The 21,699-nt window shown below is 67.2% G+C and carries 14 protein-coding genes; 8 read left to right on the top strand and 6 right to left on the bottom strand.

Translation table 11 applies throughout. The features are described from left to right. The first annotated feature begins 164 nt into the window (after positions 1-164). Together AB1L88_RS02160 and AB1L88_RS02155 are read left to right on the top strand one after the other, a co-directional pair. Positions 165-2,648: a PSD1 and planctomycete cytochrome C domain-containing protein gene (locus tag AB1L88_RS02160; RefSeq protein ID WP_367094979.1), complete on the top strand. Its 2,484-nt coding sequence runs from the start codon at positions 165-167 to the stop codon at positions 2,646-2,648. Positions 2,649-2,673: 25 nt separating this feature from the next. Continuing rightward, positions 2,674-4,128, top strand: coding sequence for a DUF1501 domain-containing protein (locus tag AB1L88_RS02155; RefSeq protein ID WP_367094978.1), 1,455 nt, complete (start codon positions 2,674-2,676; stop codon positions 4,126-4,128). A gap of 98 nt (positions 4,129-4,226) precedes the next feature. Here AB1L88_RS02155 and AB1L88_RS02150 read toward each other — a convergent pair whose 3' ends face one another. From AB1L88_RS02150 to AB1L88_RS02135, 4 genes are all read right to left on the bottom strand, one after another. Beyond that, positions 4,227-6,089 carry an alpha/beta hydrolase domain-containing protein gene (locus AB1L88_RS02150; RefSeq protein ID WP_367095048.1) on the bottom strand — a complete coding sequence of 621 codons (1,863 nt, stop codon included), beginning with the start codon at positions 6,087-6,089 and terminating at the stop codon, positions 4,227-4,229. 422 nt (positions 6,090-6,511) lie between these two features. After that, on the bottom strand, positions 6,512-8,125 hold the full coding sequence (locus tag AB1L88_RS02145; protein WP_367094977.1) for a PPC domain-containing protein: 1,614 nt from the start codon (positions 8,123-8,125) through the stop codon (positions 6,512-6,514). 30 nt (positions 8,126-8,155) lie between these two features. Beyond that, positions 8,156-9,481 (bottom strand): DUF1501 domain-containing protein, encoded by a 1,326-nt coding sequence (locus AB1L88_RS02140; RefSeq protein ID WP_367094976.1) that lies wholly within the window; start codon positions 9,479-9,481, stop codon positions 8,156-8,158. A gap of 92 nt (positions 9,482-9,573) precedes the next feature. After that, positions 9,574-11,916: a DUF1549 and DUF1553 domain-containing protein gene (locus tag AB1L88_RS02135; RefSeq protein ID WP_367094975.1), complete on the bottom strand. Its 2,343-nt coding sequence runs from the start codon at positions 11,914-11,916 to the stop codon at positions 9,574-9,576. A gap of 453 nt (positions 11,917-12,369) precedes the next feature. Here AB1L88_RS02135 and AB1L88_RS02130 point away from each other — a divergent pair, with 453 nt between their 5' ends. Next, a complete protein-coding gene (locus AB1L88_RS02130) occupies positions 12,370-13,824 on the top strand; it encodes a DUF1501 domain-containing protein (protein ID WP_367094974.1) in 1,455 nt (484 codons plus the stop codon). A gap of 161 nt (positions 13,825-13,985) precedes the next feature. Here the strand turns inward: AB1L88_RS02130 and AB1L88_RS02125 are convergent, their stop codons facing one another. Then, complete coding sequence (locus AB1L88_RS02125) at positions 13,986-14,498, bottom strand: hypothetical protein (RefSeq protein ID WP_367094973.1); 513 nt, start codon at positions 14,496-14,498, stop codon at positions 13,986-13,988. Positions 14,499-14,998: 500 nt separating this feature from the next. Here AB1L88_RS02125 and AB1L88_RS02120 point away from each other — a divergent pair, with 500 nt between their 5' ends. The 5 genes from AB1L88_RS02120 (at position 14,999) to AB1L88_RS02100 (ending at position 21,128) form a co-directional block, all read left to right on the top strand. Beyond that, positions 14,999-15,523, top strand: a complete 525-nt coding sequence (locus AB1L88_RS02120) for an SMI1/KNR4 family protein (RefSeq protein WP_367094972.1) — start codon at positions 14,999-15,001, stop codon at positions 15,521-15,523. 63 nt (positions 15,524-15,586) lie between these two features. Beyond that, on the top strand, positions 15,587-16,231 hold the full coding sequence (locus AB1L88_RS02115; protein WP_367094971.1) for a hypothetical protein: 645 nt from the start codon (positions 15,587-15,589) through the stop codon (positions 16,229-16,231). A 143-nt stretch (positions 16,232-16,374) separates the two neighbouring features. Continuing rightward, the gene (locus tag AB1L88_RS02110; RefSeq protein WP_367094970.1) at positions 16,375-18,528 is read left to right on the top strand and encodes a DUF1549 and DUF1553 domain-containing protein; all 2,154 of its coding nucleotides are present in this window, start codon (positions 16,375-16,377) and stop codon (positions 18,526-18,528) included. A 57-nt stretch (positions 18,529-18,585) separates the two neighbouring features. After that, a complete protein-coding gene (locus tag AB1L88_RS02105) occupies positions 18,586-20,097 on the top strand; it encodes a sulfatase (RefSeq protein ID WP_367094969.1) in 1,512 nt (503 codons plus the stop codon). 68 nt (positions 20,098-20,165) lie between these two features. After that, complete coding sequence (locus AB1L88_RS02100) at positions 20,166-21,128, top strand: hypothetical protein (RefSeq protein WP_367094968.1); 963 nt, start codon at positions 20,166-20,168, stop codon at positions 21,126-21,128. 45 nt (positions 21,129-21,173) lie between these two features. Here AB1L88_RS02100 and AB1L88_RS02095 read toward each other — a convergent pair whose 3' ends face one another. After that, positions 21,174-21,590 carry a nucleotide pyrophosphohydrolase gene (locus tag AB1L88_RS02095; RefSeq protein WP_367094967.1) on the bottom strand — a complete coding sequence of 139 codons (417 nt, stop codon included), beginning with the start codon at positions 21,588-21,590 and terminating at the stop codon, positions 21,174-21,176. Between the last annotated feature and the right edge of the window lie 109 nt (positions 21,591-21,699).

Below are 21,699 nucleotides of genomic sequence, written 5' to 3'. Positions count from 1 at the left end.
GCGAATCGGAGCGACGATCGTTTACGCTAAACGGAAGTTAAACCCGCCGCCACACGCAATCCCGCCGGCCGGCCGAGGTGCCTCGCGAGGCCCCCAGGTCCCCTCACCCCTCCGTTTGCGTGCGCCGGCGAGATTGGTCCCCGAGCGACCGGAGCCCCGAGACGATGACGCACACGCGACCGCCCCGGCCCCTCCCCCCCTGGTGGACTCCCCTGCTCCTCGTCGCGATCGGCCCCCTCGTCCTTCCCGCCCACGGACGGCCCGACGAGCCGGATCGGCCGATCGACTTCGCCGCCGAGATCCGGCCCATTCTCTCCGACTCCTGCGTCCAATGCCACGGGCCCGACGCCGCGCAGCGTGCCGCCGGCCTCCGGCTCGACACGGCCGAGGGGGCCCTGGCCGACCTCGGCGGCTACGCGGCGATCGTCCCCGGCTCGCCCGACGAGAGCGAGCTCTACCTGAGGATCGCCGAGGAGGTGGCCGACTTCCGCATGCCCCCCCCCGACTCGGGCAAGTCGCTTTCCGCCGATCAGATCGAGTTGATCCGCCGTTGGATCGCCCAGGGTGCCCCCTGGGAGGAGCACTGGGCCTTCTCGCCTCCCCGACGGCCTCCCTTGCCGACGGTCGATGATATCAGGTGGGTCCGCAACCCGATCGACGCCTTCGTCCTCGCCCCGCTCGAACGGGACGGCATCGCCCCCTCGGCCGAGGCCGATCGCGCCACCCTGATCCGACGCGCCAGCCTCGACGTGATCGGCCTGCCGCCGACCCCCGCCGAGGTCCGGGCCTTCCTCGACGACGACCGGCCCGACGCCTACGAGCACCTGATCGACCGGCTCCTCGCCAGCCCCCACTACGGCGAGCGCTGGGGACGCCGCTGGCTCGACAACGCCCGCTACGCCGACTCGAACGGCTACAGCATCGACGCCCCCCGCGAGATCTGGCTCTATCGCGACTGGGTCATCGACGCCTTCAACCGCGACCTGCCCTTCGACGACTTCACGATCGACCAGCTCGCCGGCGACCTCCGACCCGACGCCTCGATCACGCAGCTCGTGGCCACCGGATTCCACCGCAACACGCCGATCAACCAGGAAGGCGGCATCGACCGCGAGCAATTCCGGATCGAGTCGGTCATCGACCGGGTCAACACCACCGGCTCGGTCTGGATGGGTTTGACCATCGGCTGCGCCCAGTGTCACGACCACAAATATGACCCCATCTCCCAGCAAGACTACTTCCGGTTCTTCGCCTTCCTGAACACCGCGGATGAGCCGACGATCCCCGTCGCCTCACCCGACGATATCGCCAGACGCGACGAGGTCAACCGGGCCATCGACGACTACCTCGCCTCCATCGACCGCGACCCCGAGCTGCTCGAGCGACAGCACGCCTGGGAAATCGGCCTCGACGGCGCGGGCCGGCAGAAGCAGTCTCAGGAGGTCCGCGAGGCGTTCGATTTCCCGTTCGAGAAGCGCCCGCCCGGGACGAATCGCGTCGTCTTCGCGGCGTTCATCGACCAGTCGGACGACCCGCTCGTCATCCCGCATCGCGACGCGATCGCGGCCCTCAAGAAGGATCTCCCCACGATCCCGACGACCATGGTCGTCCGCGAACAACGCACCCCTCGGACCACCCACTTCCTGATCGCCGGCGACTTCACCCGCCCGGGAGATCCGGTCGAGCCGAACGTCCCCGCCGTGCTCCCCCCCTTGAGTCAGGCTTCCGACGCCCGGCCGAGCCGCCTCGACCTGGCCCGATGGCTGGTCGATCCCGACCACCCGCTCACCGCCCGGGTCGCCGTCAATCGCCTCTGGCAAGCCTACTTCGGCCGCGGCATCGTCGAGACCGACGAGGACTTCGGCACGCAGGGCACGCCCCCCTCGCATCCGGAGCTGCTCGACTGGCTCGCCGTCGAATTCGTCGAGCGCGGCTGGAGCCCCAAGGCGCTGCATCGCCTGATCCTCACCTCGGCCACCTACCGCCAGTCGTCCCGGCTCCGCCCCGACCTGGCCCAGATCGACCCGACCAACCGCCGCCTCGCCCGCCAGAATCGCCTGCGGCTCGACGCGGAGCTGATCCGAGACTCGGCCCTCGTCGCCAGCGGCCTGTTGACCGAGACGGTCGGCGGCCCGAGCGTCTTCCCTCCCCAGCCCGAGGGGGTCATGAGCCTCGGCCAGATGAACCGCTCGTGGGTCGCCGACACCGGCCCCGACCGCTTCCGACGGGGCCTCTACACCTTCTTCTGGAGGGCCACCCCCCACCCCCTGCTCGTCGGCTTCGACGCCCCCGACGCCACCTTCGCCTGCACCCGACGCACCCGCTCGAACACTCCCCTGCAAGCCCTGATGCTCTTGAATGATCAGGCGTTTTACGAATTCGCCCGGGCTCTGGCCGATCGCGTCCTCGCCGAAGGCCCGCCCGACGACGCCGGCAAGCTCGACCTCGCCTTCCGGCTCGCCTTGACCCGAGGCCCCGACCCGATCGAGCAGGACCGGCTCTCCACCTTGCTCGACCAGCAACGGCGCCTCCACTCCGACCCGACCGACGACGATTCGACCCCAAGCTCCGAGCAGGCCGAACGGGCCGCCTGGACCGCCATCGCTCGGGTCCTGCTCAACCTGGACGAGTTCATGACGCGCGAATAATGGCAACCGACGGGAGTGCCCTTCGATGAACGAGATCCCCCCGCTGCTCCGATCCACCCGTCGGCATTTCTTCGAACGCTGCGGCATCGGCCTCGGCTCGATGGCCCTGTCTTCCTTGCTGGGCGACGGCCCAGCACGCGCCTCCTCGGCGGCCGAGCCCGGGGCGAATCCGCTCGCCCCCCGGGCCGGCCACCACGCCCCCCGGGCCAAGAACGTCATCTTCCTCTTCATGGCCGGCGGGCCGAGCCAGTTCGAGCTGTTCGACCACAAGCCCGCACTCCAGCGCTACAACGACCAGCCGATCCCCCCCTCGTACCTCGAAGGCAAGCGCTTCGCCTTCATGGACACCTTCAACAAGGAACCCCCGAAGCTCCTCGGCACGCGACGGAAATTCGCGAGGCACGGCGAGAGCGGCGCCTGGGTCTCCGAGTGCCTGCCGCACACAGCCAAGGTTGTCGATGATTTGACCTTCCTCAAGTCCGTCTGGACCGAGCCGGTCAACCATGCCCCGGCCAAGCTGTTCTTCAACGCCGGCACCACCCAGTTCGGCCGCCCCAGCATGGGGGCCTGGGTCACCTACGGGATCGGCAGCGAGGCCGACGACCTGCCCGGCTTCGTCGTCCTCCAGTCCGGACCCCGCGGACCTCGAGGAGGCGCCGTGCTCTGGGGCAGCGGCTTCCTGCCGACGGCCTACCAGGGGGTCCCCTTCCGCGGCGGCGCCGAGCCGATCCTCGACCTCTCCCGCCCGCCGGAGGTCTCCGAGGCCGACCAGCGCGCCGCCCTCAACGCCATCGGAGACCTGAACCGCCACCGGCTCGACGCCACGGGCGACCCCGAGATCGCCACCCGGATCGCCTCGTACGAGATGGCCTTCCGGATGCAGTCGAGCGCCCCCGAGCTGATCGACCTCGCCGGCGAGTCGCAGGCCACCCTCGACCTCTACGGGATCGAGCCGGGCGCCCCTTCTTTCGCCAGCAACTGCCTGCTCGCCCGCCGCCTCGTCGAGCGGGGCACCCGCTTCGTCCAGCTCTACCACACCAACTGGGACCACCACGGCGGCCCGACCGAGAACCTCGAAGACTCGCTCGACACCGTCTGCCTCGACGTCGACCGCGCCTGCGCCGCCCTGATCACCGACCTCAAGGCCCGCGGCCTGCTCGACGACACCCTGGTGATCTGGGGGGGCGAATTCGGCCGCACCCCCATGGGAGAGGTCCGCGAGAACACCGGGCGCAACCACCACCCCGACGCCTTCACGATGTGGCTCGCCGGCGGCGGCGTCAAACCCGGCCTGACCTTCGGCGCCAGCGACGAGTTCGGCTTCTCCGTCGCCGAGGATCCGATCCACGTCCACGACCTCCAGGCCACGATCCTCCACCTGCTCGGCCTCGACCACACGAAGCTCACCTACCGCTTCCAGGGCCGCGACTTCCGCCTGACCGACGTCGGCGGGCGGGTCGTCCGCGACATCCTCGCCTGAGCCGACCCGCGCCGTCCCTCGGCAACGGGCGGGGGCACCAGGGGCCGTCATCCCAGCCCTCGGTCCCCCCGCTCGCCGGATCGACCCATGTACACGACTTAATTCGAGGAATCGGCCCCCCAGAGCGCCCGGTATCCCTCGGCCTCTCGGAGGAGATCGACCACGTCGCCATCGAGCAGGAATCGCTCCGATTCCAGCTCAAGCAGGCACTCCCCGAATCGCCGAAAGAAGAGGTCGAAGGTCGGGTAACGCTCACGCACCGAGACTCTCGGGTCGTCGAAGGTGCTCCGCTGCACCTCGTCCACCGGGAACGGCAGGAACGACCCGTTGAACTTGGCGAGCTGCCCCGCCGCCCCCGCCTCCTCCCGGCGGAGGTTCCAGCCGGTGAAGGTCGCGACGGGCACCGCGATCTGCGGCAATCGAATGCCCGCGCGATCGTTCCCGTCGGCATCGGGGGCCGGGACGAGCGTCCGGAACGGCTCGCCGACGATCGCGGGGACCTCGTCAATGATCCCCTCCGACTCCCACCTCGGCCCGAAATCGAGCCGCGTCGGGACGTAGTGCGACTGCGGCAAGTCGATGCCCGGCACATCGGGGAAGACGCGCCGATACTCCTCCGCGGCGATCAGGGTCCCGTCCTCGATCCTCGGGTATCGGCTCGGCGGCGGTTCCACCCCCCGCGTCGCCCAGTCATCCAGCGCAACCAGCAAGGCGCGGAGCACCCCCCGATAGTCGAGGTTGTTGATCCAGTTGGCGTAGATCCCCCGACTCAACCCGCTCGAAACGCCATGCTGGCCCCCGCTGATGAAATAGATCCGCACGTCCGGATCGTGGCCGACGTCCACCGTCCCCTCCACGTCCGTATGCAAGAGCGACGCGGCCCGCGTCCAGTACTCGGCAGACGTATTCGTGAACATCATTTTCGGGACGACCCCCGCCTCCCTGGCCCGCTCCAGGGTATCCCCGGTCTTGCCGTTCAGGGGATCGGTGGTGGGGGCCGTGGTCATCGGGAACGCTTCGGAAACGAACAATCGGTCCTGGTGCGGGCTGCCATGCCGGGTCGTCTGCACGAATCGGCCGTTGAACATCCCCTTACCCGCCCCCGGGACGTGGGCGAACACCCCGTCGAACACCGCCCGCCCGTCCTCGTCGGCGTTGAACCCCTGGTACACGAAATCGTGCAGGAACCGCCCCGACTGCGAGATCCCGAACGCGATCACCCCCTCCACCGCCCCCGCCAGGGGATTCTCGGGGGAATCGTCATGCCGGAAGAAGGCGACCACGTCCCGCACGGCGGCGAAACCCAGCCCGGTGACTCGGGGATTCCGGGACGTGTAAACGACCTCGTAGAGCCATCCCGGCCGGAACCCGTCCTCGAGGTACAAATGCGTCGGATCAGGGACCACGCGATCCTCAACCACTCGGGCGAACGCCCTCCGGTCCCTCGGGATGACCTCCGCGGGAGCATCGCGGGTCGGCCGCATCGTGACCACGGCGAGCTCGGGGTCGATCACCGGGTACGGGTCCGAGTTTCCCCACGCCAGCGGCTCCGATCGGCTGGAAGCATCGACACTAATCTCTGCATAAATGCGCCCTTCGATCGGACCGTCAGAATCTCTCGCAATCGGAAGGTCCATCGTCAGCCGGTCCCCCCCCGGCAGAACATCCCCATTCCAACCGCACCAGAGCAGGTGGTACCCCTCGCGGAACAGGAACCCATTCCCCGCGTCGTCAAGGGTCCTGAATTCGTTCCCACCGCGATCGAGAAAGGCCCCCGGCGCGAGCTTGTTCCCCCGGTTGTTCACCTCGAACAGAATCCGGCGGTTCCCCCGTTTCGGATCCACGGGTGCGAGCAAGTCGAACTCGGTCGAGAATTCCACCAAACCGCGATCGTTTCGAGGAGCAAGTTCGAGGTCGTGAATGGCCCGATTCGACGGCTCGTCGGGATCGACCTCAAGCATCACACGACCTTGGATCCGCTCATATGCCCCGACCGCGCCGAACTCATGACCATCGGCAAACGGGCCCCGCTGCTCGATCTCTAACCGCACGACGCCCGCATCGACCCTCGCAACGCCCGAGGCGAGGGCACACACGCCGAGGAAAACCCAGCCACCGAATCGAGCAATCCGGGCAGCAGCCCTTGCCACCCCGTCCATTCCGCGCATCACCATGCTTTGGTCCTTTTGCGAAACCAACACCGGAGCATCTTCTCAAGAGAAGATCGCTATGCTCCGTTGTCCCAGGCAAAGGACCAGATCGCAAGGGAGCGCCGACCCGCTCGGCTCCGCAACACTTCGTCTGTTGGGGCCATGGCGAGCGGACATCTCAGCCACCCCCTCGCCCGACAACCCGACATTCCTTCGCGACCGCACAATCGGACTCAACCGGCCGGTCGCACCGTGAGCCAGAGCGTCTCGGTCCGAGAACCGCCCACCCGCTCCGCCGTGGCCGGCTCGGGCTCCTCCCCGCCCTCCACCGCCCCGACGATCCGGATCGGACCCGACCAGGCCCCGGCCGAGTCGGAGGCGGTCACCTTCAGCGTCACCTCCTTGGACGAATCCCCCTCAGCCTCGGAGACGACCGGTTCGGCCGTAACCCCCTCCGGCAGCCCTTCGATGGTGACGGTCAACGGGGTCTTGTACTCCCGATCTCGGTCGATTTTGACCTCGATGTCCAACGGTTTGTCCCGATCAGGAGCCAGCACGAACTGATCCGCCTCGACCGTCAGCGCCACCTCCGGGGCCGGCTCCCTCGCCTCGACCCGATACACGAACCGCGAACCGCCTCGGCGATGAAGATCACGCACGTGAACATGCAGGGTCCCGTCATCCGGCACCTTCACGGTCAGTTCCGGGTCGAGCTGCCGACGCAGATCATCCATCTCGGCCAGTTCCTCCCCGGACGAGTCGACGACCTTGATCACCACATCCATCGGCGAGCCGATGGCCCGGGCTTCCACCCGAAGTTGTACCGACGACCCCGCTTCGGCCCGCACCGGGAATCGATCCGCCTGTCCATCGCCAGCCAGTTGACCGCAAATCAGGGACGGCAAGGTGGCCGGATGCTCCTCATCAATATCTGAGACGCGCAAGACGGGAAGGTCAGACACCGTCAGCTCAGCGAACCCCGCCAGGTCGGGATGCCAGGCCACCGCCGTCCGTTCGGGGCCGACGACCACCCGAAGTGGCTCGGCGGGATCGTTCCAGCCGACGGCGTCCACCTCCGTCTGCTCATCCTGACCGACCACCGACGGATGGGCCAGATCGACGTATCCGCCCGTCGTCAGGGTCAACCGATAGACATAATCATCACTCCCCGAATAGCGGATCGAGCTGTCCGGCTGCGCCGGGAACGCGAAGGCCCGCACCACGTAGCGGCCCGAGGTCGGTGCGGTGAACGCCAGGCTGGGGTCGAGCAGGGGCGAATCATCGGCATGATCCACCACGAACCCCTCCGGCGAGACCACCTGGAGCTTGCCGTCCATCGGCGAGCCGAGCCGGTCGTTCGCCTCCAGCGCCGCCACCAGGGTCTGGCCCGATTCCAGCTCGACCGCGAACGAATCGACCTCCCCCGATCGATGCAGCCGGCCGTTCACCACCACCCCTCGCGGGTCGACCGCCTGCGCCTGGCCGTCCGCGTTGTTCGGCTCCTCCTCTACGACCTCCGGCAGCGTCCCGATCAGAAACGGCCGGAGCGTCGCCGCCCCTTCCTCGTTGTACAGCCTCACCCAGGCAACCCCGGGCGTGGCCTCCTCCGCGATCGAGACGGTGAAGACGCCCGCCTCCTCCTCCGGTGCGAAGCAGATCCCCGGCCGATCCACCTGGATCTGCACCGGCCAGGGTTCGAACGCCCCCTTCGCCTCCACCCGGACCGACGCGCCGATCTGCCCCCCCCCCGGGAAGAAGGAGGAGACCTTCGGCGGTTCGGCCTGCCCCCAGGAGGGCAACAGCAGCGGCGCGGCCACGATCAAGGCAAGAGGGCGGAGGATTCGCATCGCAACCAGATCTCAACAGATAAAGGAGGTTCAGCTCATCAGTTCGGCGATCGGGTTCGGGTCGCTCACCAGGTGGGACGGGCGACCTTGCGGGGTGTAGTAGATCGTGTTCGGGTCGATCCCGAGCTTCCGATACACGGTCGACGCGAAGTTCTCGGGCGAGAGGATCCGATCGACCGCGGCGTAGCCCCGGGCGTCGGTCGCCCCCACCACCTGGCCGCCCGGCGTCCCGCAGCCCGCGAAGACCACCGACATGGCGTTCGACCAGTGGTCGCGCCCCCCTCGGCCGTTGATCTTCGGCGTCCGGCCGAACTCTCCCAGCGCGATCACCAGCGTCGATTCGAGCAATCCGCGCTGCTCCAAATCGAGGATCAAGGCCGCCAACGCCCGGTCGAACGGCGGCAGCTTCTTATCCAGAGCGTCGAAGATCTCGACGTGATGATCCCATCCGCCCTCGTATAGCGTGATGAACGGCACGCCCGCCTCCACCAGCCGGCGGGCCAGCAGGCAGCTCTGCCCGAACCGGGTCCGGCCGTAGAGGTCGCGGATCGCGTCCGGCTCGGCCTGCACCTCGAACGCGCGCTGCGCGTCCCGGGAGGACATCAGGTCGTACCCCTGCTCATAATATTCATCGAGCGAGCGGACGGGATCGCCCGCCGCCTCGTGCGAGATCCGCTCCAGCCGGTCGAGCTGGGCCCGCAGATCCTTCCGGTCGTCGAACCGCCCCAGATCCAGGCCGCGCGGCGGCGAGACGTCCCGGACGCGGAAGTTGTCGCGATTCGGGTCGTCCGGCACCACGAACGGCGCATAGCGGGCCCCCAGGAAGTTCGGGCCCCCCGATCGCGACATCCGGGGGATCGAGAAGTACGGCGGCAGGCCCCCCTGCGTCCCCCGCTCGTGAGCCGTGACCGACCCGAGGCTCGGGTGGAAGCTGACGAACGCCCCGCAGCCGACCGGGATCCGGGTCGGGGCACCCGTCATCATGTAGTGATTGCCGGCCCCGTGGTTCCCCTGGTTGTGCTGGATCGACCGCACCACCGCCAGCCGTTCGGCGATCTTCGCCATCTCGGTCATGTGCTTCGAGAAGTGCATCCCCGGCACAGTCGTGGCGATCGGGTCGTAGTCGCCGCGGATCTCGGCCGGCGCCTCGGGCTTGGGGTCGAACGTCTCGTAATGGCTCGGCCCGCCGTCCATCCAGACGAGGATGCAGCTCGTCGGACGCGAGGCCGAAGCCGGCAAGGCCGCCTCGCCCCGCAGCCGCAACGCGTCGACCAGGCCGCCGCCGATCAGGCTCGTCAGCCCCAGCTTCAGGCAATCGCGTCGGGTCGTCCCCTCGCAGTTCCGTGATCGGCTCATGTTCAAAGGCTCCTCGGTCTGGTTCGGATCGGTTCGGGCCGGCCTTCGCCTTGGCGTGACCGGCGGAAATTCGGTTTTCCGTCCGGTCGCGATCAATTAATGAACAGGAATTCGGCCGAGTTGATCAGGGCCCAGAGCACATCCTCGGTGGCCTTGCGGCGATCGACCTCCGGCTCGGCGAACACCGCCAACGCAATCGCCTTCTCCTCCTCCGACGGCAACCGGCAGAAGACGCGCAGGTAAAGCTCCTCCACGATCTCCCCGTCCGGCCGGTCGCTGGCGGCAAGCTCGGCGGCAATCCCGTTGTCATCCGTAATCTTGGCGTGCAGGTCCGGCGCATTCATCAGGTGCAGGACCTGCGTCACCGACGTGTCCGGCACCCGCTCGCAGGGCGGGTCCTGGTTCGGGTCCGGCCGGCCGAACGTGTCGAGGAAGGTCGAAGGCACGCGGTGCGTCCAGATCTGCGACGCCCTCGTCCCCGGGGCGGCCGCGTCGTACGACTCGGGCACCCCCGTGATGTCGCAGACCGCGTCGAGCAACATCTCCGCGCCCAGCCGCTTGCGGTAATGGCGGGCGTAGTTCCTCACGTCCACCACGTTCCGATCATTCGGCTTCGCATCGAGACCATACACCTGTGACGTCATGATCGTCCGGATCAGGTGCTTCAGGTCATACCCGCCCGCGACGAACTCCTGGGCCAGCGCGTCGAGCAATTCCGGATTCGTCGGCGGGTTCGTCGCCCGCAGGTCGTCCACCGGCTCCACCAGGCCGATCCCCATCAGGTCCGCCCAGACCCGGTTGGCGATCACCTGCGCGAAGTACGGGTTGTCCGCGTCGGTCATCCAGTACGCGAGCGACTCCCGGGGGTCGTCCTCCGCCTCCGGCGCCTCGCCGAACAAGGGGGCCGGCTCCATCGTCTCGCCGGTCAACGGATGCGCGATCGACCCCTTGCCCGAGGCGAAGATGATCTCCTCCCCCCCGCTGATCGGCGGCGAGAGGCCCGTCCCCTTGCGGCCGACCTCGGCGAAGTAGGCGGCGAAGCCATAAAAATCCTCCTGCCCCCAGACCTCGAACGGGTGGTGGTGGCATCGGGCGCAATCGAGCCGGATCCCCAGGAACAGCTGGCTGACCATCGTCGTCAGCTCCTCCGGGTCGCGGCGATCGCGGAAGATCGTGGCCGGCCCTTCCTGGAAGGTGCTCCCCTGCGCCGCCACGATCGTCCGCACGAACTCGTCGTACGGCATGTTCTCGCGGAAGGCCCGCCGGATCCAGGCATCCAGATTCCAGACCGCCTTGATCCCCACCCGATACGGGTTCGGCCGCAACAGGTCCATCCACTTCGTCGCCCAGTGGTCCGCATATTCGGGGCGTTCCAGCAGGCGATCGACCAAAACGGCCCGCTTCTCCGGCGACGGGTCTTCCAGGAAGGCCCGCGTCTCCTCCGGGGTCGGCAACTTGCCGATGATGTCCAGGTGAGCCCGACGCAGGAAGGTCGCGTCATCCGTGGTCGCCGACGGGGTCAGGCCCAGCTTCTCCAGCTTCGCCCAGACCAAGCCATCGATCACGTTCGACCGGGGCAGGTTCTCGTAGAGTTCCGGAGGGACCGTGCCTTCCAGCGGAATCGTCACGCCGCAGGTCGCGAACTGCCCCTCGAAACGGGCGCTGATGGCCGCCTCTCCCGGTCGGTCACCGGCCTGGATCAGGCCCGACTCGTCCACCGCCACCACCGCCGACTCGTTCGACTGGAAGTCGGCCAGGTGGGTCACGTCGGCGGTCGAGCCATCGGAATAACGGGCCGTCACGATCGTCTGCTGCCGGTCCCCGGCCACGATGCTCCGCTCGGTCGGCCAGATTTCCAGGCCAACGACCGTCGGACTCCCCTCCGGATCGCGGGCCATCCCCTCGGCGATCCACCGGCGGAGGACTTCATAATCCTCGCTCCCCGGCTCGATCGGCTTGCCGCCGCCGTGGGGCAAGGTCGCGGTGGCCTTCATGAGCAGGAGGCTCTGCTCCGGGGCCGCCGGGAAGACGCGACGCCCCCTCGCCTCCTTGGTGATCGCGGCGTGGTCGAAATTCGGGTCGAACCCGAGCAACGAGAGCTGGAACCCGTTCTGCCCGCGCTGCTTCCCGTGACAGGGGCCCGAGTTGCAGCCGAACCGGGTCAGCATCGGCATCACGTCCCGCTCGAACGTGATCGGCCGTTCCGCCTCCATCCCCGAGACGCGGACGGTCGCCTCCGCCGTCATCCCCCCGACACGAGCGATCAGCGTCGTCTCGCCGTCCCGCTTCGGCCGGACCACGCGATCGGGCGTCACCGCCGCGCGATCGGGATCCGCCACCGCAAACTCCGCCTCGCGGGTCAGGTCGACGGGCCGGCCGTCGACGGTCCCCATCACCAGCAGGCGTTGCCGGGCCCCGGCGTCTCCCAAAGTCACCGCATCCGGGACGATCCGAAGATCGGCGATCGTCCGAGTTTCCGCGAGGGCGATCCCAGTCCACCCCATCGTGATCACGGCGATGACCGCGATAATCGATCGTCGTACCCTCACGAGATCGCACCTCATCTTCGTCGTTGTCGGTCGACACAATTCAACAGGCTATTCCGCGTGCGCCGAATGCCACACCCTAAGCTTAACCAATCGGCAACCGAAATCCAACAACAATCAAACGAGACTTCCCGCCCCAGGGGCCGCCTGGCGCGATCCGGGGTGGTGCGATCGGCTCGAAGGACCCCGCCTCCCGCCTCGCGATAGCGGGCCCGGTCGGCACGTCCCCGCCCGAAATGGTGCTGTCCCCGCCGCAAACCTCCTGGTAACGTGAATCGAACGCGGTCGCCCGTCCCTTTTCGTGCGTCATGTCACCTTCCCCTCGACCCGACGAGGTCCGCCATGCCCCGGCCCTTCGGCGCGAACGCAACCGCACACCCGGTCCCCCCCTCCTCCCGCCGCGCCTTCCTCCGCGACTCCGGCGGCGGGTTCGGCCTCCTCGCCCTGGCCTGGATGCTCCAGCAGGACTTCGCGCAGGCACGCTCCGACCCCTCCCCCGACCCCCTCGCACCGAAATCCCCCCACTTCGCCCCGAAGGCCGACGCCGTCATCTACCTCTTCATGCACGGCGGGCCGAGCCACCTCGAAACCTTCGACCCCAAGCCCGACCTCCAGCGCCTGCACGGCAATCCCCTCCCCGAGAGCTTCGGCCCCGTCGCCACCCGCCGCAAGGTCGGCCAGAATCCCCTGCTCGGCACGAAGCGGACCTTCCGCCCGCACGGCGACAGCGGCATCCCCGTCTCCGACTTCCTACCGCATACCGCCCGATGCGTCGACGACCTCGCCGTCGTCCGCTCCTGCTGGGCCGACAGCGTCAACCACCCGCAGGCCGTCTACCAGATGAACACCGGCTCGATCCTCATGGGCCGGCCCAGCCTCGGCTCGTGGGTCGGCTACGGCCTGGGCTCCGAGAACCGCGACCTCCCCGCCTTCGTCGTCATGCCCGACCCCGCCGGCGGCCTCAAAGGAGGTCCCCCCGCCTACGGCAACGGCTTCCTCCCGGCAAGCTACCAGGGGACCGTCGTCCGATCCGGCGACGACCCCCTGCTCAACCTCCGCCCCCCCGAGGGGACCCTCACCCGATCCGAACAGCGCCGGATGCTCGACCTGATCGGCGCCCTCAACGCCCGCCACCTCGAACCCCGCGCCGACGACTCCGACCTCGCCGCCCGCATCCAGACGTACGAACTCGCCTACCGGATGCAATCCGCCGCCCCCGAGGCCGTCGACCTCTCCCGAGAGACCGCCGCCACCCGCCGCCTCTACGGCCTCGACGACCCCGTCACCGCCGACTTCGGCACCCGATGCCTCCTCGCCCGCCGCCTCGTCGAGCGCGGGGTCCGCTTCATCCAGCTCTACTCCGGCGACTTCACCGGCTGGGACGCCCACAACGACGTCGAGTCCAACCACGCCACCATGTGCGCCAGGACCGACAAGCCCGTCGCCGCCCTGCTCACCGACCTGAAACGCCGCGGCCTGCTCGACCGCACCCTCGTCGTCTGGGGCGGCGAGTTCGGCCGCATGCCCATGTCCGAGAGCGGCACCGGCCGCGACCACAACCCCCACGGCTTCACCACCTGGCTCGCCGGTGGCGGCATCAAGGGGGGGACCCTCCTCGGCACCACCGACCCCGTCGGCCTCCGCGCCGAGCAGGACCGCGTGCACGTCCACGACCTGCACGCCACGATCCTCCACCTCCTCGGCCTCGACCACACCCGCCTCACCTACTTCCACAACGGCCGCGAGCACCGCCTGACCGACGTCGCCGGCACGGTCGTCACGCCGATCCTGGCGTGAGCGGCCGGGGGTTGGGTCGCGATGAATGCCAGGCTTGAGGGGACTTGGCTTCCCAAAAAAAGTGTCAAAAAATGTCCCGATGACAGATCGAAGTTTCGCCACACCTGAATCAAGAACTTGCGGCGATGCGGAACTGAAAGCTCGATGTTATGACTTTCGACTTACATGACAGAAAACGGGATCACCCTAGGCGATTGGGAATCGCTTTCAGTTGACATGACGGCAGGATCAACAGCGGACGCCGCCTTCTGTGGCTTGGCGATCACGAGGGCCAATAGACCACCGATAAGTGCGATGAGCAACATGGGCAAACCAACAATCAAGGCTGCAACTACAGGATTGATCAGATTTTCCATGATAAACATGACGGCCTTCATCAAAATCGGTTCAATTAACTGTGATGCCTGCTTGGGCAGGAGTCGATTCCAGGCGACAAACGCAAGCATCGCAACCAGCCCGGAAACCTCGAACCCAAGCAGGAATGGCTTTCGCTCGCCACGGTAGAAAGTGAGGCGGTAAAGACCGACAAGCAGGATGTTTGACATTAAGAATACGCCAACCGCCTCGATGAAGTCCTGAAATGATCGAGTTGAAGTGACCTGACGGTATATGCCACAATTGATGGCAATGGTCATCACCACGATCATCAATTTGGCGATTGAGAGGCGGGGCATCCTCATGGCATCCCTCCAGTGGACGGTGGTATGTCTTGATTCTGTGGGATCATACCAAATACATCCAACGAGGCAACGCCGAACAACTTCGGAGAACCTTGGCTGGCAGCGCATCTGGTATTCCTTGTCATACATTTAACACATCGCAACTACTTCATACTTTCATCAGTCCTCACATATTCGCCTTTGCCCGATGGATCATATCAGACCAACCCGGCCATTAGATTCGGAGAGGATGTCTCATGAGTAGGCCAGCAACGCACCTCCCCCCGATCCTCATGGCGTCCTGCTTCGGGGCGATGGCCGCCGCCGAGGACTCCGATCACTGGTCTTTCGTCCCTCCGGCTCGCCCCGAAATCCCCGCAGTGATGTAGGGTGTGTCGAGTCCGCGAAGACGCACCGGCGAGTGGGGAGGACATGGCGTGTGTCTTCGCGGACTCGACGCACCCTACTCGACTTAATGTCATGACTTTCTTCATGCAGAAGAACGGCGGGGACAGATGACGCAAGAAGAGGCCGCAATGGTTGAGGAGATGAAGCAGATCGTCGGTGGCGATTGCTTCGGCCCCGTTCCCGAAGAGACCATCGCAGCCGCCGAGCAGGAACTCGGCCTCCCGCTGCCCAGAAGCTATCGGGCGTTCCTACGCCACTTCGGAGCGGCAATCATCGGGGGCTATGAGATTCAAGGTCTTCCGAACACACGCAACACCGATGAAGAGATGGCCTTCTGGAGCCACGTCGTCGATACGAGCAGGATAATGTGGGATGGTTATGGCGGTAACGGCATGCCTCGGCATCTCGTCTACGTCACAGACGACGGCGGAGGCACTCAATACTACCTTGATACATCTCGAATGGATGACGCAGGGGAGTGCCCAGTTGTAGCCTTCGGCAATGTCAAGGAACAGGGAGGAGTAAAGGCATCCAACTTCTTCGAATTTATGAAGCAGTTGGATGCCGAGGATCAACGCTATCAGGAGTGGAAGTCGGTACACGGAGAGCCTAAACCGGAGGGATACGACTGAAAGCTCGATGTCATGATTTTCAGTTGGCAGAGTTGACCTTGCAGGTGGACAGGGACAGATAAGATGACTGGTGACCAACTGATCGACGAAGGGCGGCGATTGGCCCGGCCCTGTGTGTACCTCCGCTCGACGGGCGAACATCTCGCAGGCATCTGGGGAGGCGACGGGATTATCCCGTGCGGAGACGGCCCCTATCGCCACTGGCTCAGCATCGGCACTCAGTACATCCCAGACGGCAGGAGCAAGTCTCCGGGCTGTCTCAGCATCTACACGAATGAGGACGACTGCACAACGGGCATTGTGGCTGTCGATGCCGAGCGGATACTCCCTGAAGCCTCCGAAGGTCTGAGGTTGTATGCCCATCCCGACTCCTCGCTACCCCCACTTGAGGCCGTCTTCAAGTTCGGCTCATCGGAAGTAAGGCGCTGGCTCACATCGAACAACTGGGAGCCCGAATGGGGCTACAACGACAACTTTCCCGACCGCACTGCTACAGGCATATATGAGCGTAAATATCAGAGGCAACTGCCGCTTTTCAGCGGCGATGCCTACGCCGTATTGGGTGGGTGGCATATGCCGTGGCCCGAGGGCGACTGGGACGAGATGGTAGAGAAACAACTCATCGTTTGGACTTTTGCGGACTCCGAACCCTGGGTCGAAGCATGGCGAGACGACAACAACTACAATGTGATACAACGGATCACATGATGAATAAAATCTCATTCATATATATGTATTGACAAACGCTTGACGCCCTCCTGGCAAGTCATCCTCCGTTGCTCCTCGCGCCTTACCTTCTCCTATGAAATCACTTCAGACCAACCCGGCCATTGATTCGGAGAGGATGTTTCATGCTTAGGCCAGCAACGCACCTCGCCGCGATCCTCATTGCATCCTCCTCCTTCTCGGCAATTACCGCCGCCGACGGAACGGATCACTGGTCCTTCCTCCCCCCCACCCGCCCCGAGATCCCCGCCGTCGCCGACGCCTCCTGGCCCCGCAACCCGATCGACCATTTCCTCCTCGCCGAGCTGGAGGCGTTCGACGTCCCGCCCGCCCCCGAGGCCGATCGCGCCACCCTCCTCCGCCGCCTGAAGTTTGACCTGACCGGCCTGCCGCCGACGCCCGAGGAGGTCGAGGCGTTCCTCGACGACCCGTCCCCCTTCGCCTACGAAGGCCAGGTCGACCGCCTCCTCGCCTCACCCCGGTACGGCGAGCGGATGGCCCAGCACTGGCTCGACCTGGCCCGCTACGCCGACACCGACGGCTTCGAGTTCGACCACACCCGGCCCGACATGTGGCGCTACCGCGACTGGGTCGTCTCGGCCTTCAACGACGACCTGCCCTACGACCGCTTCCTCGCCCTCCAGATGGCCGCCGACGAGCTGGAGCCCGACAACCCCGCCGCCGCCGTCGCCACCGGCTTCCACCGCTGCTACCCCGACATGGTCGACATGAACGACCAGGGGGAGCGCCGCCAGATCGCCCTCGACGACATCACCGAGACGACCGGCCTCGCCGTCCTCGGCCTCACGATCGGCTGCGCCCGCTGCCACGACCACAAGTTCGACCCCCTCTCCCAGGTCGATTTCTACCGCCTCCAGGCCTTCTTCACCCCGTCTCGCTTCGACGACGCCTACCCCGTCTCCACCCCCGCCCAGGAACGCGCCCACGCCGACGCCGTCCGCTCCTGGCAAGGCGAACTCGCCGCACTCCGTGCGAGCATCCTCCGGCTCGAAGCCGACGCCCGCGAAACCCTCGCCCCCGGCCCCCCCCGCGACCCCAGGCCGAACACCCAGGACGCCTTCGCCACCCCCGCCGAGGACCGCACCCCCGACCAGATCCGCATCGTCTTCGACGCCCTCGCGAAAGACCCCCGCGTCGACCCCGCACGGCTCGACGCCACCCTCGGCCCCGATCGCCTCGCCGAGCGCAACGCCCTCCGCGCCCGGCTCGACGCCCTCAACGACGCCGGCCCTCCCCCCCTGCCCGTCGCCCGCGTCCTGGTCGAAGATAGCCCCGACGCCCCCCCCACCCACCTCCTCCTCCGCGGCCAGTACGGCAAGCCCGGCCCCGAAGTCGGACCCGGCTTCCCGAGCCGGCTCGACCCGACCGACCCCCGCATCAATCCCACCGACCACTCCACCGGCCGCCGCTCGGCCCTCGCCGCCTGGCTGACGCAACCCGACCACCCCCTCACCGCCCGCGTGTTCGTCAACCGCCTCTGGCAGCTCCACTTCGGCCGCGGCATCGTCGCCACCCCCAGCGACTTCGGCGTCATGGGGACGTACCCCTCCCACCCGGACCTGCTCGACTGGCTCGCCACCGAGCTCCCGAACCAGGGGTGGAGCATCAAACGCATGCAGCGCCTGATCGTCACCAGCGCCGCCTACCGGATGTCCTCGCAATTCGACCCCGACTCCCACGCCATCGACCCCGACAACGAACTCTTCTGGCGCCAAAACCGCCGCCGCCTCGACGGCGAGGCCATCCGAGACGCATTGCTTGCCTCCTCCGGCCTGCTCAACCCCGCCCAGGGCGGACCGCCCATCTTCCCCGAGCTGCCCGAGGAACTGACCAAACTCAGCAGCCAGGGAGCCATCTGGCCCGTCTCCCCTACGCCCGCCGAGCGTAACCGCCGCAGCCTTTACGTTTTCATTCGCCGCAATCTCCGCTATCCGTTCTTCGAGGCCTTCGACCGTCCCGACACCAATGCCTCGTGCCCCCGACGCGACGTCACCACCATCGCCCCCCAGGCCCTCGCCCTGCTCAATGACCGCCTCGCGCACGACGCCGCCTCCGCCCTGGCCGATCGGCTCGCCCAGACCGCCGGCCCCGATCCCGAGGCTCGCATCCGCCTCGCCTACCTCCTCACCCTCGGCCGCGCCCCCGACCCTTCCGAGCTGCAACTGGCCCTGCGTTATGTGAGCAAGGGCGAGGAAACCGGCTGGAACTCCTTCTGCCTCGCCCTGCTCAACCTCAACGAATTCGTCTTCCTCGATTGACCCCGATCGAACCCTCTCCCCGATCACCGCAATCACCCCAAAGACGAGACACCCGACATGATCCGCCTCGCTCCCTGCATTGCCCCGATCCTCCCCCTGCTGCTGCTCGCCGCTCCAGGATTCGCAAGCCCCCCCGAGGCCCCCCCCAATATTGTCCTCATCATCGCCGACGACCTCTCCTGGGACGACACCGGCCCCTACGGCCACCCGACCATCCGTACGCCCAACCTCGACCGCCTCGCCCGCGAAGGCATGCGCTTCGATCGCGCCTTCCTCACCTGCAGCTCGTGCAGCCCCAGCCGGTCGAGCCTCATCACCGGCCGCTACCCCCACAACACCGGCGCCGAGGAACTCCACTGGCCCCTCCCCGCCGATCAAGTCACGTTCGTCGAGTTGCTCAAGCAATCCGGCTACTACACCGCCGCCGCCGGCAAGTGGCACCTCGGCAACGCCGTCAAGGGCCGCTTCGACGAGGTCCGCGAGGCCAACCCCCGCGGCTTCCAGCTCCCCTCGGGCGACGACGAAACGAAGCAGCTTGATCCCACCATCCTCGCCTTCGAAGGGGCCGGGGCCGCCCAGGCCGGTTGTGATCAATGGGTCCCCGTCCTCCAGGACCGCCCCCGCGACCGCCCCTTCTTCCTCTGGCTCGCCTCCCTCGACCCCCACCGCGACTACCAGGACGACACCATCCCCGACCCCCACGACCCCGCCGCCATGGTCGTCCCCCCCTTCCTCCCCGACTCCCCCGAGGTCCGCGCCGACCTGGCCCGCTACGCCGACGAGGTCTCTCGCCTCGACCACTTCGTCGGCCTCGTCCTCGACGAACTCGACCGCCAAGACGTCGCCGACCAGACCCTCGTCCTCTTCATGAGCGACAACGGCCGCCCCTTCCCCCGCTGCAAGACCACCGTCTACGACGACGGCATCCGCACCCCCCTGATCGCCCGCTGGCCCGGCCGCATCCCCCCCGGATCCGTCACCGAGTCCCTCGTCAGCTCGATCGACCTGGCCCCCACCTTCCTCTCCCTCGCCGGCATCAATCCAGGGCCATCCTTCCAGGGTGTCGACATCTCGATCCTTTTCGAAAACCCCCAGTCGACCCCCCGCGATCACGTCTTCGCCGAGCACAACTGGCACGACTACGCCGCCCGCAAGCGCGCCGTCCGCTCCGATCGCTACAAGTACATCCTCAACACCGACGCCCCCATGCCGCTCACCCCCCCCGCCGACGCCGTCCGCAGCCCCACCTTCGACGCCTTGAAACGCCTGCGCGACGCCGGCCAGCTCAACCCCCATCAGCTCGCCTGCTTCACCGCCCCGAGGCCCGTCGAAGAACTGTACGACCTGGAAACCGATCCCCACGAATTGCACAACCTCGCATCCAGCCCCGAGCATGAAGCGATCCTTCAATCGCTGCGGGCCACCCTCGCCACCTGGACACAGCAGACCGCCGACCATCCCCCCGCCGTCCTCAGCGGCGACGAATTCGACCGCGAAACCGGGACACCCCTACCCAACCGCCAGCGTCCCCGACTTCCCCGCCCTTCCTTCCTGTCCCCCGGTTCCTGAGACCTCGCCTCATCAACCATCCGAAACCGTCGCGGCCCCCTCAAACCCGTGAGATACGACCCGTGCTCATGATCTCACTCCCTTTCGCTTATCTCGCCCTCCTTGCCATCCCCCAGGCTAATGCCGCCCCGGCCGATTCCCCCGAATCGCGCGCCGTCCGCTACCTCGCCCGGGAAGTCCCCCGCTGGCGTCCTGAAAACGGCTGCGCCTCGTGCCATCACAACGGCGACGGCGCGCACGCCCTCTTCCGCGCCGTCGCGCTCGGCTTCGAGGTCCCCCCGGCTGCCACGGCCGACTCCCTCCAATGGCTCCTCCGACCCGATCGCTGGGACGACAACGGCGGCCAGGGCACTTTCAGCGACAAACGCCTGGCCCGCCTCCAGTTCGCCCGTTCCCTCGCCGAGGCCGCCGAGGCCGGCCTCGCCCCCGACGCCCAACCCGCCCTGGACGCCGCCGCCGATCGCCTCGCGGCCGACCAGCAACCCGACGGCTCCTGGCCGATCGACGGTCCCGACACCCTCGGCTCCCCCGCCACCTACGGTTGGTCTCTCACCACCCTCACCGCCCGCCGGGTCCTGACAAGAGCCGACCCCGACCGCCACCGCGACCCCATCGCCGCCGCCGACCGCTGGCTCCGCTCCCGCCCAATCCGCACCACGCTCGACGCCGCCGTCGCACTCCTTCATGAGCATGACCTGGGAGAACACGCCTCCCCCGATCGCCGCCGTCAGGCCCTCGACCTCCTCCTCCGCTCCCAGTCCCCCGACGGCGGCTGGGGCCCCTACGAGACCTCCCCCCCCGAGGTCTTCGACACCGCCCTGGCCGTCCTCGCCCTCGCCGCCACCCCCTCCGCCGACACCCGCGATCCCCTCCGCCTCGGCCGCTCCTCCCTCATCGCCGCGCAACTCCCCTCCGGCGGCTGGCCCGAGACCACCCGCCCCTCCGGCAACGAGAGCGACGCCCAGCACTACTCCACCACCTCCTGGGCCACCCTCGCCCTCCTCGCAACCCAAGCCGAACCCTCCCCGTAGGAGGAGGGACCGACCAGACAGACATTCACCCACATTCTCACGCCATTAGTTTTTCTCGCTGCTCTCCTCTCCCGTCTCGTCCTCCTCCCCCGAGCGGACATACGCCGTATACTTGTCCGCCCTCCCCGACGATTGCTCCACCGGGTATTTCTCCGCCGCCAGCGCGATCTTCTCCTCCAGCGCCCCGGCCAGGTCGATGCCGCAGACATCCGCCAGGCGGAGCAACGCCCACAGGCAATCGGCCATCTCATGCGCCATCGCCCGCCTGCGATCCGGGTCCTCCAGGTCGCCCCGGATCGCGGCATCCGTCCGGAACCGGAAGTGCTCCAGCACCTCCCCCACCTCGATCGCCAGGCAAATCCCCAGGTCCTTCGGGTGATGGAACTGCTCCCAGTCCCGTTCCCGGGAAAAGCGCAGGACCAGATCCATCAGCTCTCGCACAGTTGTCGAACGATCATCCATCGGAGCACATCACTCGCAACGCCGTGTCGATCAAAACCGCCGGACCGGAACCCGGCCCACTCGCCCACCTCCTGCCCGCAACGCCCCCCCAGAATCGTCGCGCAACCCG

Origin of the sequence: Tautonia sp. JC769 (assembly GCF_040717455.1) — a bacterium.
In the GTDB taxonomy this organism is placed as follows: Bacteria; Planctomycetota; Planctomycetia; order Isosphaerales; family Isosphaeraceae; genus Tautonia.
Note: the sequence above shows the minus strand (reverse complement) of the source record. Positions and strands in the feature narration are given on the sequence as shown.

Coding starts and splice junctions, on each gene's coding strand:
- AB1L88_RS02160 (WP_367094979.1), top strand. CDS start 165: ATGACGCACACGCGACCGCCCCGGCCCCTCCCCCCCTGGTGGACTCCC.
- AB1L88_RS02155 (WP_367094978.1), top strand. CDS start 2,674: ATGAACGAGATCCCCCCGCTGCTCCGATCCACCCGTCGGCATTTCTTC.
- AB1L88_RS02150 (WP_367095048.1), bottom strand. CDS start 6,089: ATGCTTGAGGTCGATCCCGACGAGCCGTCGAATCGGGCCATTCACGAC.
- AB1L88_RS02145 (WP_367094977.1), bottom strand. CDS start 8,125: ATGCGAATCCTCCGCCCTCTTGCCTTGATCGTGGCCGCGCCGCTGCTG.
- AB1L88_RS02140 (WP_367094976.1), bottom strand. CDS start 9,481: ATGAGCCGATCACGGAACTGCGAGGGGACGACCCGACGCGATTGCCTG.
- AB1L88_RS02130 (WP_367094974.1), top strand. CDS start 12,370: ATGCCCCGGCCCTTCGGCGCGAACGCAACCGCACACCCGGTCCCCCCC.
- AB1L88_RS02125 (WP_367094973.1), bottom strand. CDS start 14,498: ATGCCCCGCCTCTCAATCGCCAAATTGATGATCGTGGTGATGACCATT.
- AB1L88_RS02120 (WP_367094972.1), top strand. CDS start 14,999: ATGACGCAAGAAGAGGCCGCAATGGTTGAGGAGATGAAGCAGATCGTC.
- AB1L88_RS02115 (WP_367094971.1), top strand. CDS start 15,587: ATGACTGGTGACCAACTGATCGACGAAGGGCGGCGATTGGCCCGGCCC.
- AB1L88_RS02110 (WP_367094970.1), top strand. CDS start 16,375: ATGCTTAGGCCAGCAACGCACCTCGCCGCGATCCTCATTGCATCCTCC.
- AB1L88_RS02105 (WP_367094969.1), top strand. CDS start 18,586: ATGATCCGCCTCGCTCCCTGCATTGCCCCGATCCTCCCCCTGCTGCTG.
- AB1L88_RS02100 (WP_367094968.1), top strand. CDS start 20,166: ATGATCTCACTCCCTTTCGCTTATCTCGCCCTCCTTGCCATCCCCCAG.
- AB1L88_RS02095 (WP_367094967.1), bottom strand. CDS start 21,590: ATGGATGATCGTTCGACAACTGTGCGAGAGCTGATGGATCTGGTCCTG.